The organism is Bradyrhizobium sp. LVM 105 (genome assembly GCF_003957705.1).
GTDB lineage: Bacteria > Pseudomonadota > Alphaproteobacteria > Rhizobiales > Xanthobacteraceae > Bradyrhizobium > Bradyrhizobium frederickii.
In genome coordinates this window covers 1-1052 of sequence record NZ_QZMV01000096.1, presented here as the reverse complement: position 1 = coordinate 1052, position 1052 = coordinate 1, and the positions used below count along the sequence as shown (strand labels likewise).

Sequence of the window (1052 nt, the reverse complement as noted above, 5' to 3'; positions counted from 1 at the left end):
AAGAGGTCCGCCGGATTGAGCTGCTGTCGACTGCCGAGCGCACCTATCTGCTGGAGGAGCTGAACCGAACGGCGGCGCCATATCCTGCGGAGCGGTGTATCCACGAGCTGTTCGAGGCGCAGGTGCACAAGGCGCCGGATGCGGTGGCGGTGGTCTGCGGTGATGAGCGGCTGAGCTATGGCGAGCTCAATGCGAGGGCCAACCGCCTGGCACATCACCTGATCGCTCTCGGCGTCAAACCTGGGGATCGCATTGCCACCGTGCTGGACCGCTCCGCCGCTCTTGTGGTGGCACAGCTGGCGGTTCTGAAGGCGGGCGGGGTGTATGTACCGATCGATCGCGCCCTTCCGGTGGCGCGACAAGAATTGTTGATGGCCGATTGTGCTGCACGCTTGGTGCTTTGCGGGGATGATCTCGTTGAGGCGACCATACCTGTTCGTGCTATTGAGCCGCTCATAGCTGGCACGGAATGTAGTTCCGATCCTGGGCTGGCGTTGAGCGCTGAAACCGCCGCTTACGTCATGTACACCTCCGGCTCAACTGGCCTTCCCAAAGGAGTTGTTGTTCCTCATCGTGCCGTCAACCGGCTCGTGATCAACAGTGGGTATGTGAAGATCGATGCAGGAGATCGGGTGGCATGGGCTGGCAATCCCTCCTTCGACGCAAGCACATTCGAGGTATGGGCACCGTTGCTTAACGGTGGTTGCATTGTTGCCATGCATGCGGCCACGGTCAGGGATACTGCTAGTGTTGCCCGGGCGCTTGAACAGCATCGGGTGACGTCACTGTTTCTGACAACAGCATTATTCAACCAATATACATCCTCGATTGCTCCGAAGTTGGCGCAACTGAAGCACCTCCTCTGTGGGGGTGAGCGCGGTGATCTTGCCTCATTTCTAAGATTGTTGAAAGAAAAGGGCCCCGTACGTCTCATTCACTGCTATGGGCCCACCGAGACGACCACCTTCGCGACGTTCTGGACTTGCCCGGCTGATTTCAATGGGTCGGTGGTCCCGATCGGGCGTCCAATTGCCAACACGCGGGTGTACCTG

General features: G+C 59.1%; 1 protein-coding gene. It reads left to right on the top strand.

Annotated elements, in window-relative coordinates; translation table 11 throughout:
* Positions 1-1052: AMP-binding protein (locus tag D6B98_RS39620; protein ID WP_164719179.1), on the top strand; the 1052-nt coding region annotated here is incomplete at both ends.